Origin of the sequence: Flavobacterium aciduliphilum, from assembly GCF_003268855.1 — a bacterium.
In the GTDB taxonomy this organism is placed as follows: Bacteria; Bacteroidota; Bacteroidia; order Flavobacteriales; family Flavobacteriaceae; genus Flavobacterium; species Flavobacterium aciduliphilum.
Genome location: NZ_QLSZ01000003.1, coordinates 101,657 through 120,952, shown reverse-complemented (window position 1 = coordinate 120,952; position 19,296 = coordinate 101,657). Strand labels below are relative to the sequence as shown.

The 19,296-nt window shown below is 30.7% G+C and carries 30 protein-coding genes; 20 read left to right on the top strand and 10 right to left on the bottom strand.

The annotated features are described in order from the left end of the window. Positions 1 to 96: 96 nt before the first annotated feature. The 13 genes from CLV55_RS04795 to CLV55_RS04740 all read left to right on the top strand — a co-directional run bounded on the left by CLV55_RS04795 (position 97) and on the right by CLV55_RS04740 (position 8,537). Complete coding sequence (locus CLV55_RS04795) at positions 97 to 726, top strand: hypothetical protein (protein WP_146739537.1); 630 nt, start codon at positions 97 to 99, stop codon at positions 724 to 726. 235 nt (positions 727 to 961) lie between these two features. Next, a complete protein-coding gene (locus tag CLV55_RS04790) occupies positions 962 to 1,294 on the top strand; it encodes a hypothetical protein (protein WP_112112617.1) in 333 nt (110 codons plus the stop codon). A gap of 637 nt (positions 1,295 to 1,931) precedes the next feature. After that, a complete protein-coding gene (locus CLV55_RS04785; protein WP_112112616.1) occupies positions 1,932 to 2,918 on the top strand; it encodes a fibrobacter succinogenes major paralogous domain-containing protein in 987 nt (328 codons plus the stop codon). A gap of 4 nt (positions 2,919 to 2,922) precedes the next feature. Then, positions 2,923 to 3,342 carry a hypothetical protein gene (locus CLV55_RS04780; protein ID WP_112112615.1) on the top strand — a complete coding sequence of 140 codons (420 nt, stop codon included), beginning with the start codon at positions 2,923 to 2,925 and terminating at the stop codon, positions 3,340 to 3,342. Between the two features lie 13 nt (positions 3,343 to 3,355). Then, positions 3,356 to 3,553 (top strand): hypothetical protein, encoded by a 198-nt coding sequence (locus tag CLV55_RS12790; protein ID WP_146739536.1) that lies wholly within the window; start codon positions 3,356 to 3,358, stop codon positions 3,551 to 3,553. A 117-nt stretch (positions 3,554 to 3,670) separates the two neighbouring features. Then, positions 3,671 to 3,925, top strand: coding sequence for a hypothetical protein (locus CLV55_RS04775; protein WP_112112614.1), 255 nt, complete (start codon positions 3,671 to 3,673; stop codon positions 3,923 to 3,925). 3 nt (positions 3,926 to 3,928) lie between these two features. Then, complete coding sequence (locus CLV55_RS04770) at positions 3,929 to 4,612, top strand: hypothetical protein (RefSeq protein WP_112112613.1); 684 nt, start codon at positions 3,929 to 3,931, stop codon at positions 4,610 to 4,612. Between the two features lie 10 nt (positions 4,613 to 4,622). Next, a complete protein-coding gene (locus tag CLV55_RS04765; protein WP_112112612.1) occupies positions 4,623 to 5,264 on the top strand; it encodes a hypothetical protein in 642 nt (213 codons plus the stop codon). Positions 5,265 to 5,291: 27 nt separating this feature from the next. Continuing rightward, complete coding sequence (locus tag CLV55_RS04760) at positions 5,292 to 5,945, top strand: hypothetical protein (RefSeq protein WP_112112611.1); 654 nt, start codon at positions 5,292 to 5,294, stop codon at positions 5,943 to 5,945. 29 nt (positions 5,946 to 5,974) lie between these two features. Then, the gene (locus tag CLV55_RS04755; protein WP_112112610.1) at positions 5,975 to 6,529 is read left to right on the top strand and encodes a hypothetical protein; all 555 of its coding nucleotides are present in this window, start codon (positions 5,975 to 5,977) and stop codon (positions 6,527 to 6,529) included. Positions 6,530 to 6,647: 118 nt separating this feature from the next. Beyond that, positions 6,648 to 7,268, top strand: a complete 621-nt coding sequence (locus tag CLV55_RS04750) for a hypothetical protein (protein WP_112112609.1) — start codon at positions 6,648 to 6,650, stop codon at positions 7,266 to 7,268. A 2-nt stretch (positions 7,269 to 7,270) separates the two neighbouring features. Further along, positions 7,271 to 7,753 carry a GNAT family N-acetyltransferase gene (locus CLV55_RS04745; protein ID WP_112112608.1) on the top strand — a complete coding sequence of 161 codons (483 nt, stop codon included), beginning with the start codon at positions 7,271 to 7,273 and terminating at the stop codon, positions 7,751 to 7,753. A gap of 37 nt (positions 7,754 to 7,790) precedes the next feature. Beyond that, positions 7,791 to 8,537 carry a hypothetical protein gene (locus tag CLV55_RS04740; RefSeq protein ID WP_112112607.1) on the top strand — a complete coding sequence of 249 codons (747 nt, stop codon included), beginning with the start codon at positions 7,791 to 7,793 and terminating at the stop codon, positions 8,535 to 8,537. Positions 8,538 to 8,548: 11 nt separating this feature from the next. Here CLV55_RS04740 and CLV55_RS04735 read toward each other — a convergent pair whose 3' ends face one another. Continuing rightward, positions 8,549 to 9,067 (bottom strand): hypothetical protein, encoded by a 519-nt coding sequence (locus tag CLV55_RS04735; protein WP_146739535.1) that lies wholly within the window; start codon positions 9,065 to 9,067, stop codon positions 8,549 to 8,551. Between the two features lie 114 nt (positions 9,068 to 9,181). On the opposite strand from CLV55_RS04735, the gene CLV55_RS04730 reads away from it, so the two are divergent. The 4 genes from CLV55_RS04730 to CLV55_RS12930 all read left to right on the top strand — a co-directional run bounded on the left by CLV55_RS04730 (position 9,182) and on the right by CLV55_RS12930 (position 11,560). Next, entirely contained in the window at positions 9,182 to 9,973 is a 792-nt protein-coding gene (locus CLV55_RS04730) for a hypothetical protein (protein WP_112112605.1), read from the top strand. Positions 9,974 to 10,137: 164 nt separating this feature from the next. Beyond that, positions 10,138 to 10,395, top strand: a complete 258-nt coding sequence (locus CLV55_RS04725) for a hypothetical protein (RefSeq protein WP_146739534.1) — start codon at positions 10,138 to 10,140, stop codon at positions 10,393 to 10,395. A 74-nt stretch (positions 10,396 to 10,469) separates the two neighbouring features. Further along, positions 10,470 to 11,261 (top strand): hypothetical protein, encoded by a 792-nt coding sequence (locus CLV55_RS04720; RefSeq protein WP_112112603.1) that lies wholly within the window; start codon positions 10,470 to 10,472, stop codon positions 11,259 to 11,261. A 152-nt stretch (positions 11,262 to 11,413) separates the two neighbouring features. Then, entirely contained in the window at positions 11,414 to 11,560 is a 147-nt protein-coding gene (locus CLV55_RS12930; RefSeq protein WP_211306483.1) for a hypothetical protein, read from the top strand. A 31-nt stretch (positions 11,561 to 11,591) separates the two neighbouring features. Here CLV55_RS12930 and CLV55_RS04710 read toward each other — a convergent pair whose 3' ends face one another. From CLV55_RS04710 to CLV55_RS04690, 5 genes are all read right to left on the bottom strand, one after another. Continuing rightward, positions 11,592 to 12,047 (bottom strand): hypothetical protein, encoded by a 456-nt coding sequence (locus tag CLV55_RS04710; RefSeq protein ID WP_112112601.1) that lies wholly within the window; start codon positions 12,045 to 12,047, stop codon positions 11,592 to 11,594. Between the two features lie 16 nt (positions 12,048 to 12,063). Beyond that, positions 12,064 to 12,495, bottom strand: coding sequence for a hypothetical protein (locus tag CLV55_RS04705; protein WP_112112600.1), 432 nt, complete (start codon positions 12,493 to 12,495; stop codon positions 12,064 to 12,066). Between the two features lie 2 nt (positions 12,496 to 12,497). Then, complete coding sequence (locus CLV55_RS04700; protein ID WP_112112599.1) at positions 12,498 to 12,965, bottom strand: hypothetical protein; 468 nt, start codon at positions 12,963 to 12,965, stop codon at positions 12,498 to 12,500. A gap of 116 nt (positions 12,966 to 13,081) precedes the next feature. Then, positions 13,082 to 13,612, bottom strand: coding sequence for a hypothetical protein (locus CLV55_RS04695; RefSeq protein WP_112112598.1), 531 nt, complete (start codon positions 13,610 to 13,612; stop codon positions 13,082 to 13,084). A gap of 82 nt (positions 13,613 to 13,694) precedes the next feature. Next, positions 13,695 to 13,916, bottom strand: coding sequence for a helix-turn-helix domain-containing protein (locus tag CLV55_RS04690; protein WP_112112597.1), 222 nt, complete (start codon positions 13,914 to 13,916; stop codon positions 13,695 to 13,697). Positions 13,917 to 14,130: 214 nt separating this feature from the next. On the opposite strand from CLV55_RS04690, the gene CLV55_RS04685 reads away from it, so the two are divergent. Together CLV55_RS04685 and CLV55_RS04680 are read left to right on the top strand one after the other, a co-directional pair. Then, complete coding sequence (locus CLV55_RS04685) at positions 14,131 to 15,108, top strand: helix-turn-helix transcriptional regulator (RefSeq protein WP_158527017.1); 978 nt, start codon at positions 14,131 to 14,133, stop codon at positions 15,106 to 15,108. A 2-nt stretch (positions 15,109 to 15,110) separates the two neighbouring features. Further along, a complete protein-coding gene (locus CLV55_RS04680) occupies positions 15,111 to 15,527 on the top strand; it encodes a hypothetical protein (protein WP_112112595.1) in 417 nt (138 codons plus the stop codon). Positions 15,528 to 15,533: 6 nt separating this feature from the next. On the opposite strand, the gene CLV55_RS04675 is transcribed toward CLV55_RS04680, so the two are convergent. From CLV55_RS04675 to CLV55_RS04660, 4 genes are read right to left on the bottom strand one after another with little or no spacing between them, the layout of a single operon-like run. Further along, a complete protein-coding gene (locus CLV55_RS04675; protein WP_112112594.1) occupies positions 15,534 to 16,091 on the bottom strand; it encodes a hypothetical protein in 558 nt (185 codons plus the stop codon). Then, a complete protein-coding gene (locus CLV55_RS04670) occupies positions 16,092 to 16,508 on the bottom strand; it encodes a tetratricopeptide repeat protein (protein WP_112112593.1) in 417 nt (138 codons plus the stop codon). A gap of 52 nt (positions 16,509 to 16,560) precedes the next feature. Then, entirely contained in the window at positions 16,561 to 17,550 is a 990-nt protein-coding gene (locus CLV55_RS04665; protein WP_112112592.1) for a hypothetical protein, read from the bottom strand. 25 nt (positions 17,551 to 17,575) lie between these two features. Beyond that, entirely contained in the window at positions 17,576 to 18,676 is a 1,101-nt protein-coding gene (locus tag CLV55_RS04660; protein WP_112112591.1) for a WYL domain-containing protein, read from the bottom strand. An 80-nt stretch (positions 18,677 to 18,756) separates the two neighbouring features. Here CLV55_RS04660 and CLV55_RS04655 point away from each other — a divergent pair, with 80 nt between their 5' ends. Further along, positions 18,757 to 19,203 (top strand): hypothetical protein, encoded by a 447-nt coding sequence (locus tag CLV55_RS04655; RefSeq protein ID WP_112112590.1) that lies wholly within the window; start codon positions 18,757 to 18,759, stop codon positions 19,201 to 19,203. Positions 19,204 to 19,296: the final 93 nt, after the last annotated feature.

The following is a 19,296-nucleotide window of genomic DNA, read 5'->3' as shown; positions in this document are numbered from 1 at the left end:
AATGAATCTAAATATATACAGCTAGCTTTGCTTAACTAAATGGCAAAAAACTGTTCATATAAACAAGATAGGCATCATATAAATAAACACACAATCATGATAAAATCGATAAATGGGATTGAATGCACCTTCGTAAATTTTGATATTAACCATGCTAATTACATCATGGGAGGAAATTTAGAGAGTCCTTGTAAAATAATGGTTGGCAGCTACACTTTAAATTTTAAAAGTCTCTATTTATTTGTAGATAATGAGAGAATATATGGTGGAGAATTAAATGAAGAACACACCTTGAGCATTGGGAAAATTGAATTTCCAGTTACTGAGGTCTATTTTTATTATGATAGTGATGATGTTGATAGCATAACTCTAGCAGTAGATGTTGAAGTAACAATAGGAGACTTTACACTCATTCTTACAACCAAGCTTGGTTATGATGTAACTTTCCATCCCAATGGAGACATAATGAGTTGTTTCTTAAAAGAATCAACATGTCTCGAAATATATGGATATACTATTCATTGCCAATCAATTGGGTTTGGCGAAGGTGCAAAAGTTTCAGGTGTAGTTCCTTTTTATGATGCGGAACTAAATGTAAATGGTAATTCATACATTTTTGAAGGTGGACATGGTGACCCAACCAATTGTATTTACACTATAAGTTTTAACCAAAATGGACAAATAGATAAAGGTACATTAACTGACGGAAGATATATCAGTTTTTAGAGACATGTGTATGCCTAACAGCTTGTAAGCAACATTGACTTGCCGCAGCCGTAACACAAGGCAACATCGCCTAAAAGCTAAACGTTTTTAGGCAAGTTAAGCAGACACTCTGATCAATTTAAGCTGACCACCTAAAGTGATGGATAAAAAAGTTGAGGAAGATAACAACTCTAAAAACCAAGAGTAATCCGAAATGCTTTAAGGGTAGGAATTATAAGATATAAATAAGAAAATTATGGGAGGTTGGAAAGATTTCAAAGGGTTGTCAGAATTACCTGAAGTTAAAGAAATTATTGAAGCACTAATAGATAGAAAATATATTTTAGCTGGGTGTGATGATTCGGGTTTAAAAATGCAAAAATGGCTTACAGAGGTCTATTTAATTCCTGAGACAGATAGATTACGTGTAATAATTACCGATGATGGTGCCGGGGATTCAGAAACATATGAAACATTAAAAATAGCCGAAAAAATATTTTTAAAATATGGATATATAAATGGTGAAGATATTCTTGATGGAAAGGGTGGTTATATAGAATCGAATGATGAAATGTATGAATATTTTTGAATTAATTTATAACAAACTTAAAAGAAGAGTTTATTTTTAAAAATCATTCATCAATTAATAATTAACATATAATTGTTTTAAAAATCGATATGGAAATCTTTTTAAGTCATAACGATTATGATAATCATCAAAAAGAGCAATTAAAATCCTTCATAGAATCTTTAAATGATAATTCTATTGTAAAAGATAGAAATTTCTTTCAAAACAAATGAAAATAACAGATCGAATACTACAATATATTGATAAGTCATTGCTTGATGATTCTGATATACTAAAGTATGTTAAATAAAATAAAACTAAAATAGTTTGTAAGAATAAAAATAAGTTGTATCTTTGTCAAAGAAAATAAGTGAGGTTTTATACTTAAACACTATAAAAAATAAGTATTCGGGAATGTTTCGATATTCTTGTCTTAGTTGAAAATCTCTTGTTACGGCATGAGATACGTCGAAAGATGGTGACTTTGAGTTCACGGTATACAGCTTAACCGAGTTGTTCTAACCAATGATAGATATGCAGTTAGAATTAAAAATGGGGCGATGCTCCATTTTTATTACTTATTAAAAATATAAAAAAAAACTAAAATAATTTTGTATTATTAAAAATAAATGTATTTTTGTACCAGATTTATGTTTTTATGAAAACTTGTTACCTAGATTTTGATCGCACCATACTAGAATCAGTCTTTCCAAATACGGATATTCATTTTCTAAACGAAAACTGTATTGAGTTTGTAAAAAGGGTAAAAGAGTTAGGATATAAGCTAGTGCTTAATACTTATCGTGCCGATTTAAAGAATGGCTCGTTAGAACAGGCGCTTCATTCTGTCGAATCTTATATAGAGTTTGATGGAATTTTAGCAAATAAAATTCCTCCACAACCATTTGATTTGAATACTGATACCCTTTATATAGATGATGAGAGCAAAGGGATTCCTTTAAAATTATCAAATAAAGTTCTAGGTCTTAAAGTCGTTGACTTTTCAAGAATTATAGCCTTATTGGATCTTAAACATTCTGAAATTAATATAGGTGGTCAAATTTGGACTAACAAAAATTGGAACACGAGAATATTTAATAATTCAGAATCAATCCTCATTGCAAAATCAAGAGGGGATTGGTATGATGCAATAATAAAGCAACAACCTGCTATTTGTATATCTCCAGATTATCCCGATGAAGTATTGTACAACTGGTATGCTATTAACGACGAAAGAGGTATAGTTCCAGAAGGATATAGAATACCTAATTTTTCAGATGTGCATAAACTGATTGACTATTTAGGTGGACCAAAATATGCAGGAGTACAATTAAAAGCAACTGATTGGGAAGAATGTTCGTATATAGAAATTGACCAACTGGAAAGAATAAAAAAAATCGGCAATTTTACTGGTTTTAGTGCTGTGCCAATTGGGTTGAGAAGACGCGATGGCTGGTATCAAGGTAGGATGTTTGGCTCATTTTTTTGGGTTATTAATGACGATAGTCCTGCAAAACCTACTGTCTTTAAATTAATTGAAGGCATCGAGGCAGCAATTCTTGAAAATACCGAACAGTTTGAAAGCCATAGAGATTTTCCAATTACACAATATGCTTTTTCAATAAGACTAATTAAAAACACTTAACAATATGGAAAAAATACGACTAATTCACAAAGTTATCCTCAGATTTGATATATTACAATCACAATTTATTGAGCAATTTCCTAATAAAATATTTTATTATTATCCAAATAAAGAAGATTTGCCCAGATTTGCTTTAAAAAACAAATTCAATGAAAGAATTGTGATAGAAAAAGATTTAGGCTCAAATGTGTTATGGATGGACAAACTTTTTTTTGAAAAGATTAAGGGTTATTTTAATTCACTTGGTTTAGGGCTTTATTTTGAGGATAATGAGTCTTTTCTAAACTTTTTTCAAAACTACTTCTTACAATTTAATGAAAGTATTGGAAAAGAAGGATTTAATCCTTCTTCGTTTGGTGCTGGGATGCAACTAAAAATTGCGGATGAGAATACGCGTTTGTTTTGGGATAGTCTTATGGAGTAGTAATATTTATAAAATGAAAAATTTAGTAATCCATCCTCATGATGAATCCACCCATTTTTTACGACCAATTTATAACTCATTACCCAATACAACAATAGTAAGGGATTGTATTTCAAAAAAAGCGTTAATTGAAATGTTGAAGTCTCATGATAGTATATTTTTATTAGGCCATGGGTCATCAAACGGGTTGTTTAAGCCCAATACCTTATAATTTTTAGTAGATGCTACATTTTCAAAAGTTCTTAAGGATAAAGTTGGGTTTTATATTTTTTGCCATGCAGACCAATACGTAAAAAAAAATCATCTGAATAATTGTTTTTACAGCGGTATGTTTATCTCTGATATATGGGAACTACCTGAATACGATGAGGCTATTCCTCCAGAAGACTATGATGGTTACACACAAATGATTGAGGAATCCAATAATAAATTTGCTTTCCAATTGGGAAAATTGATAATCGAAAAAGAATTTAATCTTGAGTCTATTTATAAAGGAATAAAAGACCAATATGGTAACTATGCTAAAAAGAATAATATTGCAGCCTTTAACTGTGATAGGCTTTTTTACAATCCAAAAATATAAATTATGAGCTATAGAAAATTATACCACAATATCATTAACAGATTAACTTCAGTAGAAACAGATTTCATAGATGCTGTTTTTAGAGAAGAACTAAAAGCGATTCGAAAACGAGATATTGACGGTGCTGAAAATCGTCCTTATTTCTATGTAAATAGAAATTTTTTAAACTTACATACTCCTCAATTAGATTCTTTAAATTGGATTGAAGACGAGTTTGCGTTGCAAAGCCCATTAAACTGTTTAAACTATATCATAGATCATATTAGTCCTTTAAACCAAGATAAAAAAATAGCGTTAGGTTTTATAAGTAGTTGTTTTCATCCTAGTTGTTCTGAAGCTGCATTAATTTCAAGAAAGATCGATAAAATACTAAGGTCAAATCCTCAAATGTATGAAGCAAAGATTCTAGGATTAATGATTGAAACTAACTTTGGCGGGCAAACTACTAGAGGGTTAAAGTATTTTGAAAAGTACGATACTAATTTTATAAAAGAATTAAAAAGATTGTTTCGAGATTATTTCAATAGAGTACTTTCAACTGAAGAGCTTGTTATAATCAATAAAGCGCTTCTTCGAGCAATACAGTCTAAAATAAAAAGTGTACAGAGAATTAATTCAATTGAAGCCCAAGAATATATAGCTGCATTGGAAGACTTAAAACAAGAAATCAATCAAACATTAAATTAAACAACCGAAAATGGAAGAATTTTTAAATCAATTTGCAAATGCAATACAGCAATTAAACGCAGAAGTTTCAGGATATGAATCCACAACTGGAAATAATTATCTACCAGGAATTGGTCCATATACCGAAGATGGAATTGTAGACTTGACGATAGAACATATGGCTACTAATGCTAATTTGGAAGATTATCATACTAGACCAAATATGCAAAAGAAAAGAGAGTTAGGACTTGAAAATTATTTGGGTTTGAATGGAAATAAGGCCACCCCAGATTTAGTTTGTCAGAATAATATTATAGAATTTAAAATATGTCGTCCATTAAGAGATAATGGAGAAAGAGAAGATACCTGGTTTAAAAAGGTATTCGAACCCAACCCAGCTTCTTATTCAACCTTTTTAGATGTATATAAATTATGTCGTTTCAGAGATGAATATGATTTAGATAACAATTGGAATGGATGGGTTATAGTTATTGGTTTTGAAAGACAAAATGAAACGGAATATCAACTTGATGCTTTTTTTCCAAATCTATTTAAGTATATATCAGAAACTATGGTGAGTCAACCCTATCAAGAGTTTATTTCTCTAACTAGAGATTTAGGAAATCGTCACCCTTTCCATCAAATTTTAAAACTTTATGCCTTTCGATATTAACTGAACCTAAAAAAAACTAATAGCACCATGACAAAACACACACCTATTACAAACAATTTTGTAGAGTTTATACAATTCTACGGGACCTATTATAAAAAGAAAATTAATGAATTTGAAACTACCATTGAAGAAGTAATGGGCTTCGTTGAGTATAAAAAAGATCCATTATTTGAAGACGAAGAAGATGACTTTGATGATTATGAGTTTATACCTATTGAAGCTTCTATAAAAATACATCAAAAAAATAACTTGCTTAACGAAATGACTATTCGAGATAAATATGATGAATGTGAAACAGGTCTTTTAGCAAGGATGAAATTTGATTTAAGTAAATTACTACCGTTAGTGACTGATAAAGAATCTCGATTTAAAGTAAATCAATTATTTGACCAAGCGTTTTGGAAGGAGTCCAATTCTATAATGGAATTGTTTTCTTTGGATGAACTTTATTTGAGTTCTGAATCATCCTATACTCCAAAGTCGCTAAAATATTTAGATGTTTTTTACCATTTTCGATTTAGTGAAGAAAACAACACTTCTTATAATAGTTTTTATTTAGATTTTCCTGTTCAACCCGAAGAAAAAAAACTTACTATTTATGAATGGATAAATAAAAAAGGGTTGTTGTTATCTCCTATCTTATCTAAAATTATTGATACCGTAATTTCAGAGTCAAAATAAGATTAAGTTTTTTTATTCAATATTAGACTATGATTACCACATTTCAAATAATACTAAGTATTTCAATATTTTGGAACTATTGGTTACTCTATATGATTTCATTAGGACTCTTATATGTTATTGGATTAGTGATTGAAGATAATAAAAAAAATTACCAGAGTGTAAAGAATTATAGAACAAAGAAGAATCAAAAATTAAATGTGAACAAATCTAAATTTGTTAACCTAGTAATTGATTGGTGTAAACAAAATTTGGAGCATCCTAGGTACCATAAATATTATCCAATAGTAGAAGTGAAATATTATAAAACAAAAAAAGTATCAGGAGATTATTCCTCGTCCAAAAAGATTATAAGAATTTTTGTAAATAACCATCAAACTATTAGTGAATTGGTAGATACATGTATTCATGAGTACATCCACTATCTACAGATGCCATTTCAAAGTAATCAGGTCGAATATGATAAATTAAATAAAACTAATGCATATTATAACAATCCCTATGAAGTTGAAGCGAGGGAAAAAGCAGCTTTCCATACTCCTCAATGTATAAAAGAACTTAAACGATTGGGGTATATTTCGTGAGTAATATAAACGAAATTTCTTCCTTTTTTTCAATAATCTTATTGCAGGTATAACTAATTATCACTTTGCCACTTTTTGACAACACAACAACATAGTATTGCAATTGATTTACAATACTATGATTATAAAACCAATAATAGAAGAAAGAATAAATTTAGCAGACACAAGTCATCTTTGTGCTTCTATTATAGCTGAATACAAAAAAGCACAACAAATAGAAACTGACGATTTTGAATGGGTTCATTTGATATATGGGATACAAGGTAATAAGCCAGTACTATTTTATATCCGATTTATAAACGGTAGCACAGCGTTACCTAATTATGACCTTTCAAGTTATCAAGCACAAATCAATAAGAGTTCTTTCAATCAGTTATTGTATTTGTTAAGTTATTATGGTTTCTTTAAAGAGGATGAAGATAACTTGTCTCTTTTAAAAGTTCACAATACTTCAAATAAATTAGGATACTATTTCGAAAATACCTTCGGCAAACTATTGTACCATTATCAGTTGGAACAGTTGTATTGTTCGTCAACCCAATGCAATATTGAAGAAGCAGTTAATTTTAGAAAAGCCATCAACCTCAAAAGTCATAGGGCTCTTGAAAAAGCCAAAACGATTGTATTACCAACAGGTGAGAGTTTGTTTGAAGTTATCACCCAATACCGACATCGAGATTTTACCTTATACCCAAAAATAAAAGAAGCGATAGCATTGTATAATTATTTAAACCCATAACTATGATAACTATTGAAGAAGCTAGAACCGAACATGTTCAACCCATTGTAAAACTCTGGAAAGCGTTGATGGACATCCATAAAGAAATGGATGCGGAATTTTTTAAAGACACTGATTTTTGGGTTGAAGAATATGAAACCACTATTTCTGAAACCATTGAATTAGCTTTTTCAGATAGGAAGGTTTTTGTCGCGTTAGAAAACGAAGTTGTAGTTGGGTATGCAACAATTTATATAGAAAGATTTGCTATGGTATTGTATAATTCTGACCCCTTGTTTGTTATTGGCGATATGATGATTGAAGAACAGTTTAGAAAACAAGGTATTGGTGAATTATTTATAGCGGAAGCCAAAAAAATGGCAAAGGAATTTAGTGTAAAAAAGCTTATGCTTCATGTATTTGCTAAAAACCAAATTGCCTATCAGTATTTTAAACAACATGGGTTTGAGGATATGATGTGTCAGATGATGATGCAAGTAGAATAAAAATCTTATATTTACAGAATTAAATAAAAAATAATTTATGGAAATACCAAATATTAATTTCAACTATTGGTCAAACAGATGGCATGAAAATATAGGAAATTCTAGAGCGCTGAATGTTAATTATACAGATTTTACAGGCACTCTGAATGAATTAGTAGCAGAAATACTTAGAATAGTAAATCTAGAAATATTAACAGACGAAGACATCTTAAATGCAATAGATTTAATTAATCAATGGGGTGGGAGTGAATCTCGATGGTTTTATATTGCCAAAACAAGAACATTAAGAAATGGAAATATAGAAATTAGAATTCCGAGAGAATTAATTGAGCTTCCAGAAAATCTAGCTATTTATAGAGATGGTATTAATTTGGCTTCACAAAACAATTCAAATTCAGTAAATTATTTTTTACAAATATTTGGAATTGGACCTTCATATATTGGAAAGCATGCATATTTTTGGAGTAATTGCAATTTACCAATAGTTGATGCTAAAATTGCTGGTTGTTTTGGATATAGAGATGCCAAAATACTTCTTTATAACCATAATTATGATATCGTCTTGAATCACATGAATTTTATTAAAAATAATAATAATTTAATAGACGTTGTCACTGTAGAAAAAGCATTATTTGCTTTTCATAAAAATTATTTTGAAAATAGCAACAAAAAGTTTGTAAGTAATATTGAAGATTTTACAGATTGCAAGTATGCAATTCATATTGCAAAATTATTAGGAATACAAATACCTGAAAATGTTCTAAATAAATGTTTAAAAAGTTAAAATATAATAACTTATTCTTTAAACCCACCAACCCTATCCACCAAATAAACCTCTAGTTCTCTATTGTTTAGCATCCAGTTTTGAATGGATTCATTCATCAGTGTAGCACTTTTATCATCGTCTTCTTTAGTATTAACCCTATCAGGATTTTCAGTGGCTGGAATAAGTATATAAGCAATAGAATTTATGTGGTATGAGTTTAATCTATCCAAACTTCTAGTAATGCAATCTTTAATAGTATCAAATCCTAAATAGGCTTTTTGGTCTGTGGGATTGCTAAAAATGTATAAGTATTTTAGCTTTTCATATACGGCATCTTTAATTTCAAAAACAGTATCGTGTGTCAATAACCATGGTTTTTCGGGTAGTTCACTTAAACTATCCAAAGAGATTAGATTTTCTTTTTTGTTTGGTATTTCTAACCAAACATCATGTCTTGAGTTGAATCCTGTTCTCATAAATACGGCTATTGCCTCTGCATGTTGTGGCGCAAAATCCATCAGCATTCCTTTAATGTTTTGAATGGGCATAGTAAGTTGTTTTAAAATTTCAGCAAATATTATAAAATCACTTTGCCATTTATTGGCGAGCTGTAATTCTAAGTTTGCCACTTCTTATTCACACCAACTTAAATCCAACTTCTTATGCAAACTACCACCTTCAATCCGACTCAAAACATCACTTGCTTTGACCTTGAAAACACCACTTGGGAAAATTTATTTCATCACGCTCTTCACACTGGCCTTTGTTCAATGCAAATCGAATTATTGAAAGACCAATTTGAAAATTCTCAAATGAAAAAGAATGCACTTGAAGAAGTTTTCATAAAAAGAGTTTATGCTGATGGGGATTGCATTTTTTTGGGAACAACAATAAACCATCCTTCAGAAGTTGCTCCTTTTATCGATTTTCATTTAGACATGATTCAGCCTATAAACTATCCTCCAACATTTGAAAAAGACATCCTAGAAACCATTACCATTCAATCGAGTTTCAATTTCAATGAAGCTACTTTTAATGCTTTAGAAAAGGAAAACAAAAATTGCAACCCTAGATTGTTCTTTGACTTTCAACAAGATTTCATCAATCTTGACCTCTCACAGTTATCGATCTCTCTTTTTGACATGGAACACAAAATGAATATAGCCTTGTCTTTTTGTGATGAATTAAAACCTACCATTATTAATTCATTAGAACTGCATCAGCTTTACTTTAAAAACAGAGTCCCTGTAGCTTTTGGGTTTAAACAAAACAAATCTTCTAAGCTTTATATCGCTTGGTCTACAGTGTTTATACAATCTATATTAGACATTCCGCCCATTAATGCCAATTGTATTGACAAAGAAGCAACCTTGAATATCATTTTAGATAAAATTAACACCAATGGCATAGCGCATTTAACCGATGTTCAAAAGGAATTTTTGAATGCTTTATAGTTGTTTGCCTCAATCTCATATTATTTAACTTTTCTAATCTATTTATGAAAAAAATAATTTCATTCCTATTGCTGTGTACCACTTTCCTGTTTGCTCAGTCTAAGTCTATTTTTAACGAGCATTATTATGATCATTGGGAAACCCTTAATCCAAAACAATCACTTATGGAAATTATAATCTATAAAAATAAGCAAACCACACGAGTGGTTGAACTAGATTTTAATACAAAATGTGATGCTTTGAGTACCGCCATTTTGTTTCCTACTGTTTATATTCATAAAATGAAAAATGGAACAATGGCTGTAGAAACTATCAATACCACTACCATGGAACTTCAAGATAGCAACTATGTTTTAACAAAAGACGACCATTTACTTCGAGTACTAAAAAACGATACCCTAGTTTTTAAGAGGCGGTATTAGGAAATAAAGTATTTTGCCATTTTTTGGCTAACTCCAAATTGTACATTTGCCACATAATCTTTAAATCAATTAGTATGGTTTCTACTTATTCTTCTGCTGTTTCTTCGGTTATTTGTATTGATTTATTAAATCTTTCACCAATTGAATTTAAAAATTTATGCATTACTTCTAGTGTTGTTAATCGATTTGAGCCTTATCTAAGTGTTTTGTATAAAAAATTACATGATGATGTAAATGACGAAGAAAATTCACATTTAATCTATATTGATAATGATTTTTTAATTGGTTCTAAAAGACACCAGCAATCCCATGAAAAATTTCAATTAGGAGGATTTGAAAATTTACAAGAAAATTATACTCCAATTATTGATAATTCTCTCTTTGCTGTTATTGAAAAGGAGCTTTACAAAAATAAGTCACTCAAATTGGATGCTGATTTATTTGATTTGAATCATCAAGCTATATTAAATAAAGAAAACAAAAGGTTGTTTTCTTTTTCGCTTGTTAATGCTTTCTTGAAAGTCACAGGACCATTGGCAATATCACCAACTACTATTGCTAATCGTTATCATACTCCTATTTACTTTTTTGATACCCTAGAAAATAAAGATACTTTAGTTTTGCAAACCATCTATTATAAAGATTTATTACCCATCGTTTTTGTTTTTATTAATGATGATGGTCAAGAATTTTTAGGATGGAACGAACGCTATCTTGTTTTTTTAGATAGGGTGAAACCAATCAATGAACGCTTGATAGATGCCGAAGATATACTCAACTCTATTCTGGACAAAATCTATTTGAAAGGTTTAGAAACATTGAAACAGGAGGAACTTTCTTTTTTAGACCAATATTCTAAACTATAGTTTTAATTTTTAATTCCAAAATTATGTATCTCGTTATTTTAATCTTAGTGCTGTTAAACTTTTTTTCTACACTAGGTTGGTTGAGTTTATTAACTAATTTAGTCCATCACAAAATTAATTTTGAACGCTATTTTGTTTTTAAAAGTGTTATAATGGATTTTGTTTTTTTGTTAGTTCCCATGTATTATCCCTCAATAATGGGAGGTTGGATTTTATTTACATTATTTTATCTTGTTGTAGGGTTTTTAATTACCGCCCATGAAGGTAAAAAAGTAAAAAAGGATTTGAATATCAAATGATTTTAAAGTGTTTATGATTTTAGTACAACCTTTACCTTTCAATTGATTTAATTGTATTCTCATCGATTAACTTTTTTGCCACACGAACCAATACCGAAAAAGGCAACGCGAGTAAGAGCGCAAAAGCGATGATGTTTGCTACCGTAGCATAGTAATAGGGTTCGTTAAAAACAAAAATATATAATTCAATAAAAATGAGTAGGAGTAGTCCAACAATAAAACCAATCCCATAGTAAGTTAATGCTTTGAGTAGTACTTTTACATATATGTTTTGCGTTTTTGGCAACTTAGTGATGGTGTTTCCTATCCATAATAGCGTTCCAAAGGGCAAACCTGCAGTCAAGGGTGTCTTTATAAGGAGTTCTAAAGCTGGATAGGCATAAAAGGTATCAAACAGGAGCCCATAAATATGAATAAACCCCATTACAATGAGCGCACCTACGACACCCAATAGATAGTATTCTAGTATTGTTTTTAAATGGTTCATTTTTTTAATTGAATTATTACTCAAGCGGTAGGGTTAAGTCTATTTGTATCTTTCCTTTTAGTCGGTGCTTGATAGTGGAGCTAAATTCAAACGTCACATTAGAAACCAGAAAATCTCCTACTTTAGTAAAACTGATACTTTTATTATCCCCTTCAAAATACACCGCTACGCCCACCACAACATCATGAAATAGATGGTCGGTTATGGTGATTTCTTGATTAATTAAATCACTTGGTTTTAGGTCAATTCTTTGTAAATCTTCTTCAGGATATTCTGGTATGATAATGGTTCTTGATTCATAAAGTCTGTTGGAATTTAAGACATAAAGCGCCAATTCGTTGGAATCGTCTTGTTCTCTGTAAACCACAAAATAGGCTTCTTTTTCCTCTTGGTGTCGTTTGTAGGTTTTGAATCGTACAATTTGTCCTAGTTTAAAAGGTGCTATCATTTTTAATTCTCGTTTATAATTCTAATTAATGTTGGTGCATTATGTTGCAATGCTACTCTGAAAAAATTAAAGAATGTGCCTTCTGCCAATTTTTCAATGATATCAATTTGCTTTACGTTCTTTGGTAAGGCTGGAAAAATCAAAGAGAAATGATGTACCTGACCTTTACTTTTGAAGTAATATTTTGCAGGAGCTATTGGAATATTGATGGTGCTAACCATTTTATAACGCACTTCTGAACCTATAGGTCTAATAAAGCAACCCGCATCAATTTGAATCCAACCACCATTGATGTATTGCTTTGGTGCTATGTATACAAAGTCAATTCTGGTGAAGTCATCCTCTAAACTAATTTTTTCAATACCCAAATGTTCGTTTGGAGTGTATTGTGAAATAGGGTTTTCGAATACATACGATTCGGGTTTTGTTAACACTTCTTCGAGTGTTTCGTTTTTAAAATTTGTTTTCATTATTTTCTATTTTACTTTTATGAGACAAAATTAGTAGGGCACTCCGTACTATAAATAAGGAGTGAAAAAAAATAAAAAAAATGCCTCAAATTCATGAGGCACTGATTTTGAAAAGTTTAATCTTGAAGATGAAGTACTTCTTTTACTTCTTCATAATTATTCCAATTGGTGTTTGGGTGTGCCCTTTTGTTAGAGGGAGAAATGACAACATATCTTAAAGTAATTGCTCCTGGATTTGCAATTGCTGTTGCATTAGTACTCTGCATTAAAAAAGATATAGTTCCAACACCATAACTGAAAGAAAGGTTTTGATTTATATTTGTATCTGGTAAAGGAGACCATTGAGTTGCTCCATTCACCGTATACATTCTGAATACTGATACAATCCCTTTGTCTACAATATTCTGAGTTATAGAAGTAGCCCCAGTTAAGTTGGCAGTCCAAAAAACACCTCCACCTCCTGATGTCCAGTTACTTGATGTTGTTGTAAACGAATTTGTTCCAATTACATTAGCATTACCATTGGTTCCGTTAGTCCCATTAGCTCCAGCAGGTCCAGCAGGTCCCGTAGCCCCATCTTTGGAGCAACTCATCGTGATTAATGCAATAAGCATTACAATACTTGTTTTAAACAATGTTTTTTTCATAATATATAATCATTTAATTTTCCTACTCTTCTGGCTTTTCGGTTCGGCCTCGTTGATTATAGTGGTTTCTGAACTCCACTTTTTATTTTGAATTACTTAATTTAAATTCCCAGTCATCATAATAGATGTATGATTGTATTTGGTAATCATACTTAATAGGGGCATTCATTTCTTTTTTCATAAAAGAAATATAGTTGTACACACTTCTTTCGGTAATACCCAATTTGGAAGCCAATTGTTTAGGGCTTCCTGTCATCTCATTGATTATGAGGTGGTCTAATCTTATTATTATTCGTACATCCATTTTTGCAATTATATAACTTGAAACTGAAACTGAATTTCAGTAGTATAGGTTTACTTTGTTGTTAATTTTTGGTGCTCTTTTTCGGTTGATGTAATTCGTTAATTTTTAGAAAACATGAACGTATTGTTTTAAAATTATGAGGCAAAGATTTATAGTCAAACCGCAACTGTTGTACGGAGTGATTTTTTTATGTATTTTTATAAAAAATTTAACTATGGATGTCTCAAAATCAGCCTATAGCAGGTATCGGGTAATTGATAAAATGCTCAAAAACACTTTCAGACCTTATCCCACATTATTGGATATTCAAGAAGCTTGCGAACGAAGTCTAGACAAAACACCTTCACTAGATACTTTAGAAAAAGATATTAGAAACATGAAACAATCGGAGGTTTTTGAAGCTCCGATTGTCTATTGTAGAAAAAATCTAGGTTATTATTATTCCAATCCCAATTATTCCATCAATTCTATACCTTTGACGGATAATGACATTTCAAGTATCAAAGAAGCACTCGATTTGGTTAAAAATCTTGGGGGTGGTAATAGAATTAATGAGCGTTTTAGTGATGCCATTCAAAAGATTTTGGCGACCTACAAAGAAGAGTTTCCTGATAGTGATACCAAACGAAAAATAATTCAGACTGATTATGTTGAGGGAGCCAAAGGATATGAAAACTTTAATATACTATTTAATGCGTGCAAAAATCAAAATCCGATTTCATTTGTGCATTATTCTTATACTAAAAGAGAATTTAAATCTGTTATTGTGCATCCCATTCGTTTGAAAGAATTTGAAAATCGCTGGTATCTTATTGGGTATTCCGAGCATCACCATTCGATTAGAACCTTTGGATTGGATCGAATGTATGAAGTGGTCCGATTGAGAAAAAAATATATAGAATCTGATTCTGATGAGATAGAACGTTATTGCACTGCTATTTATGGTGTTTATCCCATAGAAAATCAAGCGCAACAAATCATCACCTTTTTAACTTCTATTTCTATAACAAACTATTTTGAAGCTTATCCTATTCATCCAAGTCAAACTGCTGAAAAAAATGAATCGGGTTCGTGCTATTTTACCATTAATGTAGTGCCTAGTATGGAACTTGTCCGTATGTTTCGATCCTATGGTAGTAATCTTAAAGTTGTTTATCCATTATGGTTAAAAGAACAAATTAAATCGCTCTAAAAATGATAAAAAACAGCAAAAAGTTAGTGTTTCATCTTAATGTGTTTGGTCATGGAGATTCTAATCCCGTATTATTACGCATTCATTTATTCCCAGAATTTACTAAAATAGATTTTGGATACATCACGACGAACATGTACATCAACGGAGGTTGGATTAAAATTGCAGCCGATACTTTCATCGAAAATGTAGCGACCAAAGAACGGTACACCCTGATTAAAGCCGAGGGCATTACTATTGCGCCTGCCAAGCATAATTTTAAATCGAAAAAAGATTGGCAATACTTTTCGCTTTATTTTCCTCCCGTCAAGCAAAAGGACATGACCTTAAATATTATTGAAAAAGTGAAAGGGAATAAACACGATTTTAACTACTACAATATTGAATTAAAAATCACTGATGGAATAGAGGTAATTTAAAATCAATTAAATCTCAAAACTATGATAACGAGTGATATTACTATCGGTTTTTAATTTTTTCAATACTTTACCATTATATTTAAAACTATCTTGGAGTAGCAGTGTATTGTTGTTTTTAAAAAAGTTAAATTCTAGTAGTTCTTTTTTAAAATCGTTTATTAGTATTTCGCAAGAAGCAATTTTACCAAATTCGTAAGTTTCAATGTAAATGCCTTTGGAAAGAGTCGTTTCTTGTTCTGAAAATTTTACATCATAGATAGGGAAGAGGGTACTGTTTTTTAAATTAGCCACCCATATTTTTTCTTTTTTTCCGTTGTACCAAATTTCAATTTGATTCGAAGAATTTTCAGTAATACCGGATATTATTTCACCTTTTAAATCCAAAAAAGAAGTCATCTTCTCTAATCGCAGTTTTGGATAAAAGAAAGGATTTAACAACGCTTCATGAAGCGGTTGATTTATTCTAGAGGCAATGCTCTCATAATACTCAAACTCAATAGGCGTAAGTGCAACTTTCTTTAAAGTCCATAACTGGCCGAAGATATTGAGTTTTAGTTGCTGCATTTAATGAGTCCCTCTTATTTCTTGTACTAATAATAATCTAATATTTAGCGATGTTTTATTTCTAGGGGCTAATTGTAATGCAAAATTAATATCTTTTATTCCTAAATCATATTTTCCTATGGCATAATAAATACTAGCCCTTTCTTGGTAAGCGGCTAAAAAGTTAGGTTGTAATTTTATAGCTTTGCTATAATCCTCAATAGCTTTGTTCGGTTTTATAAGATAAGCATAACAAATCCCTCGATGATAATAAGAGTCCGCATAGCTGGAATCTAAAGCAATAGCGGTATTAAAATAACCAATAGCTTGCTTATACTGTAAGTTCTTTTCTGCCTCAAAAGCTTTTTGGAGCAAATCATTGGGTGTTTGCTTGTGGCAACTGAGGAGAAGTAGGGAAAATAGTAGAATGGGTTTCATAGTATATAAAATCTTTCCCCAAATCCGTTAAGGATTTGGGGAAAGATTTTTTTTATAATAAAGCGTTTGTTATAAATAAAGCATGAGGAACAGTTCCAGCACCACTGTAGCCACAACATATGTAACGTGGCACCTTAATTGTATGAATGCCATCAGCTCTTAATGGTAATGGCACCCCCCCCAAACTAGTGCCTGCAGGTATTAAATGATAAAAATAATTGTGAGGAAGTTCAAGAATAATATGAGGAGGCATAAGTCTCAAACTATTTTCTCTAATAGTAAAAATTAATGGAGCAGTAACTAGAGGAATGATATTTATTTGATGTGCTAGATGATATGATATCTTCGTTGGAGCTATTAGTACGCTATTTGTCCCATTCATAAAATCTACACATGTTAAACCTTCCTCAATAATTTCCGTTACTCTATTTGTAACTGAGTATAAATTGGCGGCATCATTAAAAAATGAATTTGTAATACCTGTATTGATTAATACCTCTCTAAGAGGCAGCATAAATCCTAAATGATGAACATTAGTGTTATAATCTATTGCAAATGGGAAAATATCAACTAACAAAACACCTCTTAAAGCTAAATCTAGAAGTTTGTTTATTTTGTCTGTAGGATGATGAAGTGGTGCCCAAGGAATAACTGGACCTAAACCATTATATGTAGCATCATATGCTGCTTTTAAGTATCCTTGTCCTTGTATCATGGTTATATCATAAAAATAATTTACACCAAATGATGGACAAGCTTCACCAATTAAAATATACTTTATGCATGGTATATTAACTAATATAGATGTCCCATCAGCATTAAAAAAAGGATGTGGATAATACCAACCACCAACGGGAATAAATGGTCTTATATTACGTGTATTAATTCCTCTAAATATATCAAGGTAATCCTCGAGCATATTTTCGCGAATAACATAGTCAGCGTAAGGAGGAGCTACTGCTATTTCAGTTATTGTAGAAAAAGAGCCCGCTCCAAGAGGATTGAGAGTCCATAAAGCGTTGTAATCAGCAAGATTAAGCATAATTTAATTTTTTATTAGTTATTTATTATTTGTATTTTTCTATCAATTTTTCTTCATTTACCTCGCAAAACTCTCTAAATCTTCCTAAGAGAAAGGCTAATTCTGGAGAGCGTTCTCTAGCGGTTTTTCTGCTTTCTGAATAAGTAAATAATTTTATTTTTATTTCTAAAATTAATTCGTTTTTCTCTTTGTTAATTTCAGAGATGACCTGTGTGCTATGAATAGGAGCTGCTTGGACATATGTTGCAGCCCAACCCAAAAACTTTATCTCAACAGTTTCAACAGTTTCAAAACTTTTATGGCACCATACACCTATCGTATTTTGAAAATACTTTTTTAAGTTTAGACTTTTTACAAATTCTTCTGTAAAATATATCGTTTCATTTGAGTTAGTTAATTTAGAAACTTTTAATTTAACAAATTGGTCGAGTCTATAATTTCTTATTTCTTCTGTTTTTTTATTAAAGCCGATCAAGTAATATAAGTTTTCATATAGTCTAATCTCGAGAGGTATAACTTCTTGCTTTGAATATTGAATCAAAGTTTCATCTAATTTATGGACACTAATGTAGTTAAATTCTATGCATTCATTTCTGCTGATGTGACCTAAGATAGATATTGACAATGCTATTATATCATTTTCTTTTCTTAATGGTGGTTTTGGAATAACAATAGCTTTTACACTTTTTTGTTCTTCTTTACTAATGTAAAAAGTATCTTCTAAACCGAGTAATACTTTTTTTACTGCAGGTATATTTTTATATGGATTTAGAATACCAATTAAAAATGGTAACGTCATCCTTTCTCCTTCATCTAACATATTAAATTCAGGAATTTCAGAGTCTTCAGAAAAAATATAAATGTTTGATGCTCTTTGATATTTTACTTTGAATACATGAGAATTATTATCAAAACTGATATCTTTATTTATATATTCAAAATTACCTTCTCGAATTGATTGTATGTCTAGTTGAATAGTTCTTTTATCAAATGATTCTTTTTCAAAGCCCCTCTTTGAAAAAGTACTATTCACATGACTAATTAATTGATCTAAACTAGCACCTACAATTAATTTTTTACATATTAATTGTATTCTTAATTGTCTATAACTTGCTTCTTTTATCATAGTGCAAATATAATTATTTTGTGCGCAATGGATTACGTACAACTCTATTATTTTTGCATCGAAATCAAAACACAATTGCCATGCTAAACATACAATCTACAACTTTACCATTCAATCAATCAAAGTTAAAGATCGAAACAAAAGTATTGAATTATTATAATTATGAATACTTCGGATCTGCGTTTTTAACCGATGATGATTCTAGTGAAGACGAGTTTGATGGAACCCCTTCAGTTTTGACTGACATCATTAATGATATGTCATTAGACTATTTCAACCTCGCAGTAATCCATGAAGAAAGCAAGCTAATAAGCTTAGTATTTGAAGATGAGAAAAGTGTTTACAGAGTATGCTTTCCCTCAGGATATCCAAACCTCCCTCCATTAATTTTTGCGAGTAATGACGTGGGTGTTTGTTGTCCTGTTGAGGCTGTTTTAGAATGGAGAAGGGATGGGTCGTTAGCAACGAGAACTGTTCAATACATTAATGGTATAATTAAAATCTTAAATGAACAAATGTGTGCCTAGGATATAAGATACTTTTATAACATTATCCTAAACTTAATAATCAAATTAAAGTAAGTAGCCAACAAATATTTTTAAACAAAAAATTCAATACCA